The organism is Cupriavidus sp. CuC1 (assembly GCF_044627735.1).
Lineage (GTDB): Bacteria > Pseudomonadota > Gammaproteobacteria > Burkholderiales > Burkholderiaceae > Cupriavidus > Cupriavidus ulmosensis.
Window position 1 is genome coordinate 79,085 of sequence record NZ_JBIUHC010000002.1, and the last position, 14,993, is coordinate 94,077.

General features: G+C 67.0%; 12 protein-coding genes. 4 read left to right on the top strand and 8 right to left on the bottom strand.

The window, feature by feature from the left end:
- Position 1: 1 nt before the first annotated feature.
- Positions 2–979, bottom strand: a complete 978-nt coding sequence (locus ACGLHR_RS01165; protein WP_318238625.1) for a nitronate monooxygenase family protein — start codon at positions 977–979, stop codon at positions 2–4.
- A 297-nt stretch (positions 980–1,276) separates the two neighbouring features.
- On the opposite strand from ACGLHR_RS01165, the gene ACGLHR_RS01170 reads away from it, so the two are divergent.
- Positions 1,277–1,729, top strand: coding sequence for a carboxymuconolactone decarboxylase family protein (locus tag ACGLHR_RS01170; protein WP_400091406.1), 453 nt, complete (start codon positions 1,277–1,279; stop codon positions 1,727–1,729).
- A gap of 275 nt (positions 1,730–2,004) precedes the next feature.
- Here ACGLHR_RS01170 and ACGLHR_RS01175 read toward each other — a convergent pair whose 3' ends face one another.
- The 5 genes from ACGLHR_RS01175 to ACGLHR_RS01195 form a co-directional block, all read right to left on the bottom strand.
- The gene (locus ACGLHR_RS01175) at positions 2,005–3,198 is read right to left on the bottom strand and encodes a class I SAM-dependent rRNA methyltransferase (protein ID WP_318238627.1); all 1,194 of its coding nucleotides are present in this window, start codon (positions 3,196–3,198) and stop codon (positions 2,005–2,007) included.
- A 285-nt stretch (positions 3,199–3,483) separates the two neighbouring features.
- The gene (locus tag ACGLHR_RS01180; protein WP_183032022.1) at positions 3,484–3,789 is read right to left on the bottom strand and encodes a YbeD family protein; all 306 of its coding nucleotides are present in this window, start codon (positions 3,787–3,789) and stop codon (positions 3,484–3,486) included.
- A 13-nt stretch (positions 3,790–3,802) separates the two neighbouring features.
- A complete protein-coding gene (locus ACGLHR_RS01185; protein WP_400091408.1) occupies positions 3,803–5,011 on the bottom strand; it encodes a D-alanyl-D-alanine carboxypeptidase family protein in 1,209 nt (402 codons plus the stop codon).
- Between the two features lie 72 nt (positions 5,012–5,083).
- A complete protein-coding gene (locus tag ACGLHR_RS01190; RefSeq protein ID WP_267605321.1) occupies positions 5,084–5,728 on the bottom strand; it encodes an alpha/beta hydrolase in 645 nt (214 codons plus the stop codon).
- Between the two features lie 91 nt (positions 5,729–5,819).
- Entirely contained in the window at positions 5,820–6,140 is a 321-nt protein-coding gene (locus tag ACGLHR_RS01195) for a (2Fe-2S) ferredoxin domain-containing protein (protein ID WP_400091410.1), read from the bottom strand.
- 410 nt (positions 6,141–6,550) lie between these two features.
- On the opposite strand from ACGLHR_RS01195, the gene ACGLHR_RS01200 reads away from it, so the two are divergent.
- From ACGLHR_RS01200 to ACGLHR_RS01210, 3 genes are all read left to right on the top strand, one after another.
- Complete coding sequence (locus tag ACGLHR_RS01200) at positions 6,551–7,852, top strand: dicarboxylate/amino acid:cation symporter (protein ID WP_400091488.1); 1,302 nt, start codon at positions 6,551–6,553, stop codon at positions 7,850–7,852.
- 82 nt (positions 7,853–7,934) lie between these two features.
- The gene (locus tag ACGLHR_RS01205; RefSeq protein WP_400091412.1) at positions 7,935–9,920 is read left to right on the top strand and encodes an ATP-binding protein; all 1,986 of its coding nucleotides are present in this window, start codon (positions 7,935–7,937) and stop codon (positions 9,918–9,920) included.
- Positions 9,921–9,928: 8 nt separating this feature from the next.
- Complete coding sequence (locus ACGLHR_RS01210) at positions 9,929–11,245, top strand: sigma-54 dependent transcriptional regulator (protein WP_318231625.1); 1,317 nt, start codon at positions 9,929–9,931, stop codon at positions 11,243–11,245.
- Positions 11,246–12,007: 762 nt separating this feature from the next.
- Here the strand turns inward: ACGLHR_RS01210 and ACGLHR_RS01215 are convergent.
- Positions 12,008–14,113: an ATP-dependent helicase gene (locus tag ACGLHR_RS01215; RefSeq protein ID WP_400091489.1), complete on the bottom strand. Its 2,106-nt coding sequence runs from the start codon at positions 14,111–14,113 to the stop codon at positions 12,008–12,010.
- 214 nt (positions 14,114–14,327) lie between these two features.
- Positions 14,328–14,873: a TlpA disulfide reductase family protein gene (locus ACGLHR_RS01220; RefSeq protein WP_400091413.1), complete on the bottom strand. Its 546-nt coding sequence runs from the start codon at positions 14,871–14,873 to the stop codon at positions 14,328–14,330.
- Positions 14,874–14,993: the final 120 nt, after the last annotated feature.

Genomic DNA, 14,993 nt, shown 5'->3' on the forward strand with positions numbered 1-14,993 from the left:
CTCAGACCGCGAGCCCCAGACGGGCGCGCGCGTCGTTGTACTCGGCCTTCATGCGCGCCACGATTTCGCCCGCGGTGGGGATGTCATGGATCTGGCCCACGCCCTGGCCGGCGCCCCAGACGTCCTTCCATGCCTTGGCCTTGGAGGCGCCGCTGGAGAAGTCCATCTTGGTCTTGTCGGCCTGCGGCAGGTTGGCGGGATCCAGCCCCGAGGCTTCGATGCTCTCGCGGATGTAGTTGCCGTGCACCCCGGTAAACAGGTTGGTGTAGATGATGTCGGCCGCGGCGGAGGTGGTGATCGACTGCTTGTAGGACTCGCTGGCATGCGCTTCCTGCGAGGCGATGAAGCGGGTGCCCACGTAGGCGAAGTCCGCGCCCATGGCCTGCGCGGCCAGCACGGATTCGCCGGTGGCGATGGAGCCTGACAGCGCGATCACGCCGTCGAATATCTTGCGCACTTCGCCCACCAGCGCGAACGGCGACAGCGTGCCGGCATGGCCGCCGGCGCCGGCCGCCACCAGGATCAGGCCATCCACGCCGGCCTCGATCGCCTTCTCGGCGTGGCGGATGCTGATCACATCGTGCAGCACGATGCCGCCATAGCTGTGCACCGCGTCGATCATCTCCTTGGGCGGCGCGCGCAGCGAGGTGATGAAGATGGGTACCTTGTGGTCCACGCAGACCTTGATGTCGTGCTCCAGGCGCACATTGGAGTTGTGCACGATCTGGTTGACCGCGATCGGGCCGACCGGCTTGCCCGGGTTGGCGGCGCGGAAGGCGGCCAGGTCTTCTTCCATCTGCGTGAGCCAGTCGCCCAGCATCTCGGCAGGGCGCGCGTTCAGCGCGGGGAAGGAACCGACGATGCCCGCCTTGCACTGCGCCAGCACCAGCTCGGGGTAGCTGACGATGAACATCGGGGAGGAAATCACGGGCAGCGCCAGGTTTTGCAGGACCTGGGGCAATTGTTTGGCGGCGGGCATGGCGTCTCCTGGACCACGGTTGGGCGCCGGTGGCGCCCTGGATATGAACGATCGTTCGATTATAGGGAGTTTCGGCTGGCGGGCGTTAGAAGGGGCTGTCTACCTGCGCTATTGCCGGGGCAACCTGCCGGGGCAACCTGCGGGGACAACCTTTGAGCCCAATCTACGCCGGAACGCGCGTCGTCTGCAAGTAACATGGCGGAATGCATTTCGTCGCCGGCCCTGCCACAAAACGGCCGGCTGCCGCGTCTTGTCTCAACCGCCAGATTTCACGAGCTCGCACCGAAAGGCCCAGCCATGGCCCACACCGTCCGTCTCCCGTACTTCCAGCTTGCCCCCAAGGCCTTCAAGGCATTGCTCGACCTGTCCGCCACCGTCCAGAACGGCTTGCTCGGCAAGCGGCTTGCCGACCTGGTTTTCCTGCGCGTGTCGCAGATCAACGGCTGCGGCTTCTGCATCGACATGCACTGGCGCGACCTGATCCGGCAGGAGGTGGATCCGCGCCATCTCAACGCCGTCGCCGGCTGGCGCGAAGCGCCGTTCTTCAGCGAGCGCGAGCGCGCCGCATTGCGCTGGGCGGAGATCGTCGCCGCCACGCCGCACAGCGATGCGAGCGACGAGGAGTTTGCCGCTTTACGCGCGCACTTTTCCGATGAAGAGGCCGCCGAGCTTGGCTTTGCCATTGTCACGATCAACGCGTGGAACCTGCTCAACGTAAGCTTGCGCAACCCGATCCCGGAAAAGGCGTAACCGCCGTCAGGGCAAAAAAAAACCCCGCTACGCCGCGGGGCAACTACCACGAAGACTGATAGGAAGAGGCGGGAGGGCACCTGCCAATGCCGCATCCGCACAGCGGACTATAGGCGGCGTTTATGACGGACTGAAGACGCTCGCGTGAAGACGGGATGACGGCAGCAATCCTGCGATATGGCAGGTTTGCTCCCCACTAGTGGGAGAGGAAGACAGCCGTCGTCGTAGCACGAGGCTTTGGCCTGTTCGTCGGCTTCGGCCAATGCCCTTGGTTGTCAGATCTTTTCCAGCAGCAGGCCCTTGAGGTACTCGCCTTCGGGGAAGGCGGCCAGCATCGGGTGATCGGTGCCGGCCGAGAGGCGGCGCAGGATGCGCGCGTCGGCACGGGCATCGGTCGCCGCGCCCGCCACGATCTTCTGGAACAGTTCCATGCTGATGGCGCCGGAGCAGGAGTAGGTGAACAGAAGGCCGCCCGGGCGCAGCAGCTGCAGGCCGACCAGGTTGATCTCCTTGTACGCGCGCGCGGCACGGTCGATGTGCTGGGCCGAGGGCGCGAACTTGGGCGGGTCCAGCACGATCAGGTCGAATTGGCGGCCGTCGGCGCGGAACTGGCGCAGCGACTTGAACACATCGGCGTCGAGCCAGGTCGCCCGCTCGGGGTCGAAGCCGTTGAGGGTGACGTTGCCCGCGGCGGTCTTGAGCGCTTCGCCGGAGGAGTCGATCGAGGTCACCGAGGTGGCGCCGCCGCGCAGCGCCGCCAGCGAGAAGCCGCCGGTGTAGCAAAAGCAGTTGAGCACTTCGCGCCCGTTGGCCAGATCGCCCACCAGCTTGCGGTTGTCGCGCTGGTCGACGTAGAAGCCGGTCTTGTGGCCGCTCTTCACGTCCACGTAGTAGCGCACGCCGTGCTCGGTCACGTTGAGCTCGGGATCGGGCTCCGCGCCGGCCAGCACGCCGGTCACCAGCGGCAGGCCTTCGCGCTCGCGCACGGCGGCGTCGGAGCGCTCGTACACGTTGGGGCAGCCGGTTTCCTTGACCAGCGCCTGCACCAGCGCATCCTTCCAGGCTTCGACCCCGGCCGCGTTGAACTGGCACACCAGCTGGCCGTCGGCGCCGCTGCCGTAGTAGTCCACGATCAGGCCCGGCAGGCGGTCGGATTCACCGAAGACCAGGCGCACGGCGTCGCTGTCTTTCACCCACTGCTTGCGATGCGCGAGGGCTGCGGACACGCGCCGCTTGAACATGGCGTGATCGACCGGCTCGTTCTCGTCGAAGCTCCACACCCGCACGCGAATCTGGGAGGAGGGGCTGTACGCCCCGCGCGCCAGGAAGCGGCCGTCGGCGGCGCGCACGATCACGGTGCTGCCGGACTCGCAGCGGCCTTCGACGGTATCCACGCCGGTGGCGTAGACCCAGGGGTGGCGGCGCAGCAAGGATTTTTCCTTGCCGGGCTTGAGGGTGATGGTGTTCATGGGTCTTTATTTTGGACGCCAAACGAAGGCGAGCAGATGCGCCAGTGCCGTTTGAAGTGCCTGATTGTTTTAACTCCCTCTCCCCTCAGGGGGAGAGGGGTGGCTTAGCCAGGAGCTGCGGCGAGCGGAGCCAACGGTTTTGTCCGGCACGGCGGCATTGGATGCGCCCGCCCTCTCCCCTAACCCCTCCCCGCCGTGCGGGAGAGGGGAGCCAGGCATGGCAGGGCATGGCCGGATGGTGGCAAGCCCGGTGCAATCCTGGCCCGTCACACTGTTTTCTACCGCCTACAGCACCACCTTCACCATCGGGTGCGACGTCAGCGCGCGGTACAGCTCGTCGAGCTGCTCGCGGCTGGTGACCCATACCGTGACGGTCAGGCCGAGGTAGTTGCCCTTGGCTGAAGGACGCATCTCCATCTTGCCGGCGTGGAAGTCGGGGTCGAACCCCTGCACCAGCGTCACGATGGCCTCGGCAAAGCCATCCTGCATGCTGCCCATCACCTTGATGGGGAAATGGCTGGGATACTCGATCAGCGACTCGGCCGGCGGGATGTCGCCCGGCTTGCCCTGGTCGGAATTGTCGGCGCTCATTTCAAGGCCCTCCTTACTTGCGCTTGAACCACAAGCGGATGGTATCCCACAGGCGGCCAAAGAAGCCTGCCTCGGGCACGTCTTGCAGCGCCACCACCGGGAACTCGGCCACCTTGGTGGCGCCGTCCATCAGCTTGACCGTGCCGACCTGCTGGCCGGCGGCGATCGGGGCCAGCAGCAGCTCCTGGCGCTCCAGCACCGGCTTGATGCGCCCGCCCGTGCCCTTGGGCACGGTGATGTAGGTCTCGTCCTTGACGCCGATCTTGACGGTGGATTCCTTGCCCTTGTAGATCTCGGGCGTAGCCAGCACCTGGCCGCGGTCGTACAGGCGCAGCGTGTCGAAGAACTGGAAGCCGTAGTTCAGGATCTTCAGGCTTTCCTGCGTGCGGACCGCTTCGGTGGTGGTGCCGATCACGATCGAGACCAGGCGGCGCGAACCGTTAGGCACATTGGCCAGCGGACGCTTGGCCGACGAGATCAGGCAGTAGCCGGCCGACTTGGTATGGCCGGTCTTGACGCCGTCGACCGTCGGGTCGATGTAGAGCAGGCGGTTGCGGTTGGGCTGGCGGATCTTGTTGTAGGTGAAGTCCTTCTGCGCGTACATGCTGTAGTACTCGGGGAAGTCCTTGATGATCCGCGTGGTCAGCGTGGCCAGGTCCATGGCCGTGGTGTAGTGGTTCGGGTCGGGGATGCCGTCGGTGTTGGTGAAGTGGGTGTTCTTCATCCCCAGTTGCTGCGCTTCGCGATTCATCATCGCCACGAAGCCTTCCTCCGAGCCGCCGACCGCTTCGGCCAGCGCCAGCGCCGCGTCATTGCCCGATTGCACGATCAGGCCCAGCAGCAGGTCGCGCACGCTCACCGGCTTGTTGGCTTCCAGGAACATGCGCGACTCGTCGCTCTTGACCTTGAGGATGACCGTGGTCGGCACCACGGTCTGGTCGATCGTGAGACGCTTTTCCTTGATTGCGGCGAACGCCAAGTACGCGGTCATCAGCTTGGTCAGCGAAGCCGGCTCGATGCGCACATCGGCGTTCTGCGAAGCCAGGGCCTGGCCGCTGGTGACGTCATACAGCATCCAGGACTTGGCCGCCACCTGCGGCGTCGGCACACCCTGGGCGCGCACGGGAGCCGGGGCAAGCACCACGGCGGCGCCGACGATGGCGGCGGTGACCAGGGCGGACGTGTTGGCGGACGCGAAAAGCGGCGTGGCTCTATTCAACATGATTCAGTTTCCGACAAAAAAAGGGGCAGGGAGTGCTTCCGGTGACATGGCGGGGGCGGCGCGCCGCCCCCGTCACTGGTCCCACGCATTGACGACGAGTTGCTTGATCAGGTGCAGCTTGCGATGAAAGAAGTGGTCGGCGCCGGGGATCACGATCACCGGCAGTTCCTGCGGCCGGGCCCAGTCGAACACGCTTGCCAGCGGCACGGTGTCGTCCTGCTCGCCGTGGATGACGATGGTATCGGCCGGCACGTGGGCGACTTCCCAGCGGCTGGCTGCGGTGCCCACCATGGCCAGGCGCTGCACCGGCGTGCCGGCCTCGGCCAGGCGCCGGGCGACGTGGCTGGCCACGAAGCTGCCAAACGAGAAGCCGGCCAGCGCCAGCGGCAGCGTGGCGGCATCCGGCGACCAAGTGGACTGGGTGCGCATCCAGTCGATGACGGCCAGCAGGTCATCCTGCTCGCCCACGCCGTTGTCATGGCTGCCGGCGCTGCCGCCGACGCCGCGGAAGTTCGGGCGCACGGTGGCGTAGCCAAGCTGCACGAAACTGCGTGCCAGCGTCTGCGCCACCTTGTTGTCCTTGGTGCCACCGAACAGCGGGTGCGGGTGCGCCACCAGCGCGAGGCCGCGCGGGAAGCCGGCCTGGGGCAGGTCGACCGAAACGTCGATGGCGCCGACTGGGCCGGCGACGGTAAGTACCTGGGTATGGGCGTTCATGGAAACAGGAAGCAGGGTGACTGGCTCTGGCGCCGTGGCGCCCGGGTTTCAGTGATTCAGCGTTTCAGCCGAGGCTGGCGGCTGAGGTCAATCAGTGATCGACCATCAGGCGTTCGACCGGCTTGCCGCCCACCAGATGGCTCTCGATGATCTCGTCGATGTCCTGCTCGTCGACGAAGGTGTACCAGACGGCCTCGGGATAGACCACCAGCACCGGGCCGAGTTCACAACGGTTCAGGCAGCCGGCCTTGTTGATGCGCACGCGGCCTTCGCCGCCGGAAATACCAAGCGCCTTGCAGCGTTTCTTGGCGTATTCCTGCATGGCCTGCGCGTGATGCGCGCCGCAGCAGGCGCCGCCGTCCTCGCGCTGGTTGAGGCAGAAGAAAACGTGGTGCTGGTAATGGCTGCGCATGCGTGGTGGGCGTATCGGCGGCGGCAACGCAGGAGGCAAAGAGTGCCCGGGGCGCGCGCCGGCCGCAAGGAATGGGTGGAAGGGCTGAATTATACGGCGTCATGGGGGGCGGTTCGACGCTTTGGGAACGCGCTTCGAAGCCGCGCGTGCTGCGCCGCGGCCGCGGGTGGCGTAGCGCGCACCCACGCCGGCCAGATCGTCCGGATCTCCGGACGGCCGTTTTCCGGAATTCCGGAAAATCGGAGTGAACGGTCGTCCGCTTTGCCAGCTTCCTTTTGAAATCAGTGACTTGGCGGCGCCGGCCGGCCTGGCACGGCCGTTGCGATGCTTAAGGCAGACACGCTCCATTTGCAGGGCGCGCGAACCTGCCGCTGCTGCGGCGGCGGGCACGGTCAAATACCGAGGACGACATCATGAGGAAACCCTTTTACAAGATCCTGTACGTGCAGGTGCTGTTCGCCATCGCGGTGGGCATCGTGCTCGGGCATTTCTGGCCCGCTACGGGCGTAGCCATGAAGCCGCTGGGCGATGGCTTCATCAAACTGATCAAGATGATCATCGGTCCGATCATCTTCTGTACCGTGGTGTCCGGCATCGCCGGCATGCGCGACATGAAGAAGGTGGGCCGGGTCGGCGGCAAGGCGCTGCTTTACTTCGAGGTGATCTCCACCTTCGCGCTGTTGATCGGCCTGCTGTCCGCGCACCTGCTCAAGCCGGGCGTGGGCTTCAACATCGATCCGGCCACGCTCGACACCAAGGCGATCTCGCAATATGTGACGCAGGCGCATGGCCAGAGCACGGTCGAGTTCTTCATGCACATCATCCCGGATACGATGGTCAGCGCGTTCGCCAACGGCGACATCCTGCAGATCCTGCTGATCTCGCTGTTCTTCGGCTCGGCGCTGGCGGCCATGGGTGAGCGCTCGAAGATCGTGTTCGACTTCGTCGAGCAGGTGTCCAAGGTGTTCTTCCACATCGTTCACGTGATCACCCGGGTGGCACCGCTGGGCGCGTTCGGCGCGATGGCCTTTACCATCGGCAAGTACGGCCTGGGCTCGCTGGTGCCGCTGCTCAAGCTGATCGGCACCTTCTACGTCACCGCGATCGTCTTCGTGGTGGTGGTGCTGGGCACGGTAGCGCGCCTGACGGGCTTCAACATCTTCCGCTTCATTTCCTACATCAAGGAAGAGCTGCTGATCGTGCTGGGCACCAGCTCGTCGGAGGCGGCGCTGCCGCACCTGATGGAAAAGCTGGAAAAGCTGGGCTGCTCCAAATCGGTGGTGGGGCTGGTGGTGCCCACGGGCTACTCCTTCAACCTCGATGGCACCAACATCTACATGACCATGGCGGTGCTCTTCATCGCCCAGGCCACCGGCATCGAGCTCACACTGCTGCAGCAGCTCACCGTCCTGGGCGTGGCGATGATCACCTCCAAGGGCGCCAGCGGCGTGACCGGCTCCGGCTTCATCACGCTGGCCGCCACGCTGGCGGTGGTGCCGGACATTCCGGTGGCCGGCATGGTACTGATCCTCGGCATCGACCGCTTCATGAGCGAGTGCCGTGCGCTGACCAATATCATCGGCAACGGCGTGGCGACGGTGGTGATGTCGGCGTGGGAGCATGAACTCGACCGCGCGCAGCTTGACCGCATGCTGCGCCGTGGCGGCGATGACACGGCCGAACTCGCCGAAGCCGGCACCGGCGTCCGCTGAGGTCCCGGCCTCCGGAGCGGCGGCGCCAGCCGGCGCCGCCCGCCAGCGGGTATCATCGGCGCGTGTCCCAACGCATGCGCCGATGCCACATTCCGACGATTTCCTCGCCGTGCATGATCCCGCTTCCGCCCGCCTGGTGCACGCGCCAGGCGATGGCGGCGGAACCTGGCGGGGCTTCGCCGCGGCACTTGCCGTCGGCCTGGTAGTCCTGTGCTCGCTGACCTGGCTGGTTTCGATGCAGCGCGGCATCGATGGGCTGCAGCAGGCCACGGCCACCCGCGCCGATCGCTACGCGGCCACGCTGGAAAGCACGCTCGACCGCTACGAGTTCCTCCCCGCGCTGGTCTCGCTCCATCCCTTTGTCCATGACCTGCTGGCCGCGCCCGGCGATCCCGTGCGCGTGGCGGCGGCCAACCGCTACCTGTCCGAAGTCAATCGCCGCGCGCGCGCTTCGGCCACCTATGTCATTGCCGCCAACGGCCTCGCGCTGGCCGCCAGCAACCATGACGAGCCGGGCAGCTTTGTCGGCACCGACTACCGCTTCCGCCCTTACTTCCAGAGCGCATCGCGCGGAGAGATCGGGCGCTTCTACGCCATCGGCATCACCAGCGACGAGCCCGGCTACTACATTGCCCAGCCCGTGAAGGTTGGGGGCCGCGTGGTGGGCGTGACCGTGGTCAAGCTCAACCTGGAGTGGTTCCAGCGCGCTGGCGCCGGCGGCGCCGAGCCGGTGATGGTGAGCGACGAGCATGGCGTGATCTTCCTCTCCTCGGTGCCGGCCTGGCAGTACCGCACGTTGCAGCCGCTGCCGAGCGAGCTGCAATCCGAGCTGGACCGCACGCGCCAGTACCATGACCAGGAAGTCAGGCCGCTGCCGCTGGAGGCGCTGCAATCCCCCGTTACGCAGTGGCTCGGCCGGACAGTGCTGGGCGAGGGCGCGCGGCTGGTGCGCATCGGCACCGGCAGCAACGCCGAGCGCTACCTCGAGATCAGCCGCAAGGTGGGCCCGGCCGACTGGACCATGCAGGTGATGGCCGCGCTGGACCCGGTGCTGGCCAGTGCGCGCAATGCCACCGTCGGGGCGGCGCTGGCCTATGCGTGCATGTGCCTGCTGCTGTTCAACTGGCGCCAGCGCCGCCAGCGTGCGCGCGATATCGAATACGGCAGGCGCCTGCTCGAAGCCGCCTACGACGAGCTGGAGCGCCGGGTGGAGGCGCGCACCGCCGACCTGATGGCCATCAACGAGCAGCTGGAAGCCGAAGTGGCGGAGCGCATCCGCGCCGAGAGCGAGCTGCGCGCGGCGCAGGACGAACTGGTGCAGGCCAGCAAGCTGGCGGCGCTGGGCCAGATGGCAGCCGGCATCACGCATGAGCTGAACCAGCCGCTGGCGGCCCTGCGCACGTTCTCCGACAACACGCGCGTGCTGCTGGAGCGCGGGCAGCTCGATGCGGCTACCGGCAACCTCGTTGCCATTGCCGACCTCACCACGCGCATGGGCAAGATCACCGGGCAGCTCAAGCTGTTTGCCGGCAAGGCGCGCCAGCGCCGGCACGCGGTGCATGTGCGCGCCGCGCTGGATCACGTGCTGGCGCTGATGGCCCCGCGCCTGGGCCACGTCGCGCTGAAGGTGGATGGCTTGTCCCAGCCGCCCGGGCCGGCGGTGTGGGCGGATGAGCTCAAGCTCGAGCAAGTGCTGCTAAACCTGATCGGCAACGCCCTCGATGCGCTGGCCACGGCCGCGCCGCACGCGCCCTGCGTGGAGGTGGCGGTGAGCGAGCACGGCAACACGGTTAGCATCGCGGTGCGCGACAATGGCACCGGCATCGCCGCCGACGCCTTGCCGCGATTGTTCGAACCCTTCTTCACCACCAAGGAGATCGGCCAGGGGCTCGGCCTGGGCCTGGCCATATCGTCGTCCATCGTGCGCGAGTTCGGCGGGCAGCTGAGCGCGGCCGACCGGCCCGGCGGCGGCGCGGAATTCGTGGTGATGCTGCGGCGCGCGCCCGCGCCCGAAGGCGGCGCGCCCCGCGCCGCCGCCACGTCCATCTCTCCCACCCATACTGAGTGAGCATTGCCATGCAAGACGGATTGCGTGTCCTGTTCGTCGAAGACGAACCCCTGGTACGCCAGGCTACCGCGCAGAGCCTGGAGCTGGCTGGCTTCTCCGTGCTGGCGCTGCCCTCTGCCGAAGCCGCCATGCCGCATCTCTCCCCGGAGTTTCCCGGCGTGCTGGTGACGGACGTGCGCCTCACCGGCGCCAGCGGGCTGGACCTGCTGCACCACTGCCGCAACGCGGCGCCGGGCGTGCCGGTGATCCTCGTCACCGGCCACGGCGACATCACCATGGCGGTACAGGCCATGCGCGAAGGCGCCTACGACTTTATCGAGAAGCCCTTTGGCGCCGACCGCCTGACCGAGACCGTGCGCCGCGCACTGGAGCGGCGCGCGCTGGAGCTGGAGAACCGCGCGCTGCGGCGCGAGCTGGCCGGCCCGGCCGCGGGCACGCGCATCATCGGGCGCTCGCCGGCCATCGAGCAGGTACGCACGCTGGTGGCCAACGTGGCCGCCACCGATGTGCCCGTGATGATCAACGGCGAGACCGGCACCGGCAAGGAACTGGTGGCGCGCAGCCTGCACGCCTTGTCGCCGCGCCACCAGGCGCCCTTTGTGGCGCTGAACTGCGGTGCGGTGCCCGAGGCCATCTTCGAGAGCGAGATGTTCGGCCACGAGGCCGGCGCCTTCACCGGCGCCGGCAAGCGCCGCGTGGGCAAGCTCGAGCACGCCTCGGGTGGCACGCTGTTCCTCGACGAGATCGAGAGCATGCCGCTGGCGCTGCAGGTCAAGCTGCTGCGCGTGCTGCAGGAGGGCACGCTGGAGCGCCTCGGCTCCAATGCCTCCATCGCCATCGATGTGCGCATCGTGGCCGCGGCCAAGGGGGATATGGAGACGCTGGCGGCGCAAGGCACGTTCCGCCAGGATCTCTACTACCGGCTCAATGTGGTCACCATCCCGTTGCCCCCGCTGCGCGAGCGGCGCGAGGACATCGTGCCGCTTTTCGAGCATTTCATGCTGGTGGCGGCGGTGCGCTACCAGCGCCCCGCGCCCATCCTCTCCGAGCTGCAGCGCCAGGCGCTGATGCAGCGCGCCTGGCCCGGCAACGTGCGCGAGCTGCGCAATGCCGCCGACCGCCTGGTGCTGGGCGTGCCCGAGGGCGGCACGCGCGCCGATGCGCTCGACGACTCCACGCCGCTCAAGGAGCGCATGGAGCACTACGAGCGCGCCGTCATCGCCGATACGCTGGCGCGCACCGGCGGCGCGGTCAGCCAGGCGGCGGACCTGCTGCAGGTGGGCAAGGCCACGCTGTACGACAAGATCAAGCGCTACGGGCTGTAGCAGGGTTTGCTCCCTTCTTCCACTTGTGGGAGAGCAACCGTGTCGAGTGGGGGCGGGGGAGAGGGCGGGTGTTGGATGTGGGGTTGGCTTGTCGGATGCCTGCTTGTTCACCATCCGTGCTGCTTCACTGCAAATTCAACGGCTTAACGTCAAAAGCTCAACGGCTTAACGTCAAAAGCTCAACGGCTTAAAGTCAAAGGCAGTTTCACCTCCCCTGCGGGGAGGCGACCTACTTTCTTGTCTCGCCAAGAAAGTAGGCAAAGAAGGCGACCCGGATGCGGCGAAAGACTCCTCGTCGGCAAGCCAAAAGAGCGGCCGGGACCCAAACTCACATCGCCTTAGGGCGATGCTCAGACATGGGTCCCTCTTTTCCGCTCTTTTGGCTTGCCGACGAGGCGCCGCATAACGGGAGATGAAAACCTTGACGGCTCGCTGCGCATCGCGGGCGGGTGATTTCCGCCTGGGGGCGGAAATCACGGCTACACCGAGTGATGCTTTGACTCTACCGCCGGTTTGCTCCCCTCTCCCCACTTGTGGGAGAGGGGCCGGGGGAGAGGGCGGGCGCTCAATATGCTGTCGTGCTGGAAACAACCGAAGGCTTCGCTTCAAGTGGCTCCGAGCTAAGCCAGCCATTTCCCCCTGAGGGGATAGGGAGAGCCATCGTCATGGTGCGGGGCCATGGCTCATCCATCGGCTTCATTCAGGGCAGCCAACCAGCGCTTCGATTCCAACGGCAGCCAAACGCCAGGTCAACGGCGCATATCAACGCCACATATCGCGCATGCGGCCGGCCAGGTCCAGCTTGGGCAGCGGCGCCTTGGCCGGCGCATCCGCCACCGGCGGGGGCGGGGGCCAGGACCGGCTGTGGAACAGCGGCATCACGCGGTTAGGCAAAAAGCGCGTGCGCGAGGCGTAGACGTGGCGATCGCCGTAGGCGGTCTGCTGGTGCACATAGAAACGCTGCGGCACCACGATGTCGAGGTGGTCGCGGGCGCGGGTCATGGCCACGTACAGCAAGCGGCGCTCTTCCTCGATTTCCTCGGTGGTGCCGGTGGCCAGGTCCGAAGGCATGCAGCCGTCGACCGCATTGAGCACATAGACGGCCTTCCATTCCTGGCCCTTGGCCGAGTGGATGGTGGACAGGATCAGGTAGTCCTCGTCGCGCAGCGGCACGCCGGATTCGTCGCTCGATGCGTCCGGCGGGTCGAGCGTGAGCTCCGTCAGGAAGCGCTCGCGCGAGGCATAGGTGGCGGCGATGCGCTCCAGTTGCTGCAGGTCGGCAGCGCGCGCCGGGGCGTCATCGTGCAGGCGCTCAAGGTGCGGCTGGTACCACGCCACCACTTGCTCAAAGGCGGAGGGCCATGGCGCGGCCGGAGCCATCAGGCTGCGCGCCAGCGCCAGCAGGTCGGGCCAGGCCTCGGCGGCGGCTGGCGGCGCCTCGAAGGATTCCAGGGCGAACAGCGGCTCGGTGGCGATTTCCACTGCGTCGAGCACGCGCGCGGCAGTCTTGGGCCCCACGCCCGGCAACAGCTGCAGGCTGCGGAAACCCGCCATGCGGTCGCGCGGATTTTCCAGCCAGCGCACTACCGCCAGCACATCCTTCACGTGCGTGGATTCCAGGAACTTCAGGCCGCCGAACTTCACGAACGGGATGTTGCGCCGGACCAGCTCGATCTCCAGCTGCGCGCTGTGGTCGGCGGCGCGGAACAGCACCGCCTGCGAGAGCAGCGCCAGCCCGGCTTCGCGCCGCGCCAGGATCTGCTCGACCACATAGCGGGCCTGGTCCGCCTCGTCGTTGACCACCACGATCTCCGGCTTCTCGGCCGAGCCGCGCTCCGACCACAGGTCCTTGGTATAGCGCTCGGCCGCCAGCCCGATCACCGCATTGGCGGCGGCCAGGATGGGCTGGGTGGAGCGGTAGTTCTGCGACAGCGTGACCATGTCCGCGGCCGGCGTGAACTGCGCGGGGAAATCGAGGATATTGCGCACCGTGGCGCCACGGAAGGCGTAGATCGACTGGGCGTCGTCGCCCACCACTGTCAGGCCGCGTCCGTCGGGCTTGAGCGCGAGCAGGATGGCGGCCTGCAGCGCATTGGTGTCCTGGTATTCGTCCACCAGCACGTGGTCGAAGCGCGCGCCCATGTCCTGCGCCAGCACGGGCTCGGCCAGCGCCTGCGCCCAGTAGAGCAGCAGGTCGTCGTAGTCGAGCACTTGTTGCTTCTGCTTGGCTTGCACGTAGCCGGCAAACAACCCGCGCAGCGCGTCCGTCCACATGGCGTAGCGTGGAAACCATTGCTTGAGCACGTCTTCGAGCGGGGCCTGCGTGTTGACCACGCGCGAGTAGATCGACAGGCAGGTTTCCTTGCGCGGAAATCGCGAAGCCTGGGCCGACAGGCCCAGGTCGTGGCGCACCACGTTCATCAGGTCGGCGGCGTCGCCGCGGTCGCAGATGGTGAAGCTGGGCGACAGGCCGAGCGTTTCCGCGTACTCGCGCAGCAGGCGCGCGCCGATGGCGTGGAAGGTGCCGGACCACGTAAGCGCCGCGCGCCCCGCCCCGGAGGCTTGCATGCCCAGCGCCTGGTCGACGATACGCTCGACCCGCCGCCCCATCTCCGACGCCGCACGGCGCGAGAACGTCAGCAACAGGATGCGGCGCGGGTCCGCGCCGCCCAGCACCAGGTGGGCAACGCGGTGCGCCAGCGTGTTGGTCTTGCCCGAGCCGGCGCCGGCGATGATCAGCAGCGGCGCCGCGGGCTCGTGCGTCACGGCCGCGCGCTGTTCCGGGTTCAGGGTGGACAGGTAGGCCGGCGTGGCGGGGGCGGCATCCACGGCATCGGGCTGCTTGACGGCGGGTGCGTCGCAAAGCACGGCGCTAGGATCGGGATCGAGTAACACGGGGCGGGGGCCTTAGGGGATGCAGGGCGCAAGTGCGCTGGCCGGCATGGGCGGGGAAAGCTGCCGGTAACTGTATATCCATACAGCCGGAATGCGCAAGCCGGGCATTGCCCGACGGCCCCTGGCAATAAAAAAAGGTGCCATGGAAGGCACCTTTTCAGCCGGAGGAGGTGGGCCGGGCAGCGGCTCAGGCCGCCTTGGCGAGCGCGCCGTCGAGCAGCTTGTGCAGCGCGTCCCACTCGGGCTCGCCCACATAGCGCTTGAGGATGCGGCCGTCCTTGTCGATCACGAAGGTGGTCGGGGTCAGCTGCACCTCGCCGAAGGCCTTGGCCGCCGCGCCGTCGGAATCCATCGCCACCTTGAACGGCAGCTTGCGTGTTTGCGCATAGTTCATCACGTACATGGGCGGGTCATAGCTCATGGCCACGGCCACGAATTCCAGGCCCTTGCCCTTGAACTTGTCATAGGTGCGGACCATGTCCGGCATTTCCTTGACGCAGGTGACGCAGCTGGTGGCCCAGAAGTTGACCAGGTAGACCTTGCCCTTGAGATCAGCGGTGCTGACCTTTTCGCCCGACAGCAGGGTGAACGTGGCGGGCGGCGCCGCATTGGCGGGGGCGATGGCGCGGTATCCGAACCAGCCCAGCACGGCGACCAGCAGCACGGCGGCAATGACAGGCCAGAGCTTGCGCGAGGCGGGAGGGGCTGCGGTGGGGGAAGCGGAGGTCGTCATGATGCTCGCCGACAGGTCAGACAAGCCACTATTCTACTGCCGCTGCCGAGGCGCTGCCGGATGCATTCACCGAGCCGCTGCGGATGCGACGATTGGCCGCAGCCGGGTGGGCCGTCGCCA